Below are 2,523 nucleotides of genomic sequence, written 5' to 3'. Positions count from 1 at the left end.
GAAATCATCTCCACAAAATCATAACCGTATACGCAAGCGCTTTGTGTTAAAAGAAACGTATATAAATTTGCCAACTTGATCTCTAAAGTATCGTTATCGCACAAATCCTCTTTTTTATATACCTCATGTATATCACTAATCATATCAATTATTTTAGCGGCCACTGCCTTGCCTTCCTCGCTATTCCAGCCACCATATATTGCCTCTAGCGCGCCTGGAATAAAATTTATATCCCGCAATTCAGGCTTAGACAAATAATAATCCTTTTTATCGGGCATTTCATATTGTCTATCGATGCACAATTTTCCATCTTGAATATTTTCTTTTATCCACTGCACTATCGGCATTTTCCCGTTTAAAATATCGCTTATTAATAGCTCGGTATTTTCGTTAAATTTAGATAAATTTTTATACTCAACCACGCACTCTTTGGGTAAAATAGTTATTAGATCATCGGTTAATTCTTTACCCGTTCTATCAAATTCCATCAACTCATATTGCGTAAAATTTGATATGTCTGTTTTTAGCCACTCTTGAAATTTTCTATCTAAACTACTGTCGTATTTAATGTTGAATAGCCTAAAAAGGTCGTCAAAATTTACTCTAATGCCATCTTCGCACGATATAGGGCTCGTTTTGTATTCATCGGCATTATAGTCTACATAGAATAGTCTTATTTCTGCAAAAATATCTCCTGAGTACTCAACCCTGGCGCTATTTTTTAGAAAGGATTTTAATCTCCTTGCAAGACTCAGACCTTCTTGATTAAATTTTCCCTCATCCCAATATTCGTCTTGCCGATTAGGATTGTTTCTATCAAAGCTATCCTGCCATGCTTCAAAATCATCTTTTAAATCTTGCGGTAAATTTAAATATTCATAATTGGTATTTACGCCGTAACTGGATTGAAACGGCTTCTTTATAGTCCATATGCCGCTACTGTAGTATTCAGGCGCCACCCTTAGATTTAATTTTTCGCAACTGTTCACGGCGTATCCTTTTTATACAAATAAGATTACGAAATTATAATCTTAGGTTCAATTAAACTTAAGCAAATTCTCTCTTATCGATTGTAGTAGAATTTAATAGAGTTCTTTCGTATCTTTACTGTTATTATATCCAAACTCTACTTTACTTTGTTCGTGACTGCTTCTCAAAAAGCTACAAAAGCAGTGAAATAGAGCAGAGCATATTCTTTTAGATGAAGTAAGAAATTCTCTTTATCTTGGCTTTCCTGCAGTAGCTACGCTTGAGAAGATACTTTTAAATTTAGATAATTTGTATCTATAATATCTCCGTCTTCTACACTTCGATGCACTTGTGGCTTTCTAGGAGACAGTAATAAGACGAAGTCGTAGCTAAAAATCCGCTTAGCTTATTTTGAGCCTATTTTAATTCCAAAAATTTGTCGCACATTTTTTATTGACTTAGCCTTTTAGACCCATTCTCAAACGGTTTATGCAAGTAAGCGCAAGCAAAAATGCTACCGCATAAAGCGCCCAACCAAACCATGCGGGCAGCTGACCTAATACCGCATATATAGTGCCGATAAGTCCAAAAACAAAGGCGCGGTCACTCTTGCACATAGGTCCGTCGTACCGCCTACCGCTGCCGTGCACCTGCCCCAGGACGCCCAAAAACTCACTCATAAAGGCCAAAAATATAACGAGCGAGATAACACCCCATTCAAATGGTGTCACAAAAGCAAACGGTAAATAAAGCGCGGTGTCTGAAATAACATCGGTAGCTTCGTTTAAATAGCCTCCAAGCGGGGTTTTTTGATTAAACTCACGAGCCAGCATACCGTCGATAGCATTTAACGCCATGCGTAGAAACATCCATATAGGCAGCAGAAAAAACAAAGTATACACGTCGGCAAATTTAACAAGCAATACGCCCAATAAAATAGATAGAATACAGGCTGCGAGCGTAACTTGATTTGCGGTAATGCCGGCATTATAAAGACGCTTTACTAATGGACGAAGTAGGTTTTGAAATTTGGGTTTTAACTCGTAGATACTCATAATACTCCAAGGAATTTTAATTTAGCATTTTCTCAAAAAAATACTTGAATAAAGTTTAATAGAGGTTTGTATGTATTTTTTAAGGCTCTACTTAATTCTTTGCATTGTTTAGTCTAGCGTACTTTATAGCAAATAAGATGGAGCAATATTAGTTACTCGCATTTTTACAAATTTATATCTAGTCTAAAAAACTTACCCAACGCACTCAAGCCACTAACCAAACCAAAAACACTCTATATAAATTATAGGCAAGAATACTAAACAAAAATAAGATAGCAATTTTAGCCATTTAAAACATAGATCACAAGATATAAAGTAAGACATAAAATATAAATTTCTAAAGCTAAAAAATAAACATCCAACAACAATTTATAAAGCTAAAAAAGATACAGAAATAGATAGCAGATTAAAATATAAGTAAACCAAAGAATATAAAATAAGAGATAAATAGAAAAAGAATAAAAACAAAGCCCGCAACGACCTACTTTCCCGACATCCC

General features: G+C 35.0%; 2 protein-coding genes. Both read right to left on the bottom strand.

Features of this window, described 5'->3' with window-relative positions; all coding sequences use genetic code 11:
* A partial coding sequence (locus Q0200_RS00165) for a hypothetical protein (RefSeq protein WP_297936436.1) occupies nucleotides 1-989 on the bottom strand: 989 nt, incomplete at its 3' end.
* 438 nt (nucleotides 990-1,427) lie between these two features.
* Nucleotides 1,428-2,024 (bottom strand): CDP-alcohol phosphatidyltransferase family protein, encoded by a 597-nt coding sequence (locus tag Q0200_RS00160; protein WP_297936434.1) that lies wholly within the window; start codon nucleotides 2,022-2,024, stop codon nucleotides 1,428-1,430.
* Between the last annotated feature and the right edge of the window lie 499 nt (nucleotides 2,025-2,523).

Source organism: uncultured Campylobacter sp. (assembly GCF_938045225.1).
In the GTDB taxonomy this organism is placed as follows: Bacteria; Campylobacterota; Campylobacteria; order Campylobacterales; family Campylobacteraceae; genus Campylobacter_A.
This window is presented reverse-complemented; position numbering and strand designations above follow the sequence as displayed.

Excerpts from the sequence above, each read along its gene's own strand:
- Q0200_RS00160 (WP_297936434.1), bottom strand. The coding sequence starts at position 2,024 with ATGAGTATCTACGAGTTAAAACCCAAATTTCAAAACCTACTTCGTCCA.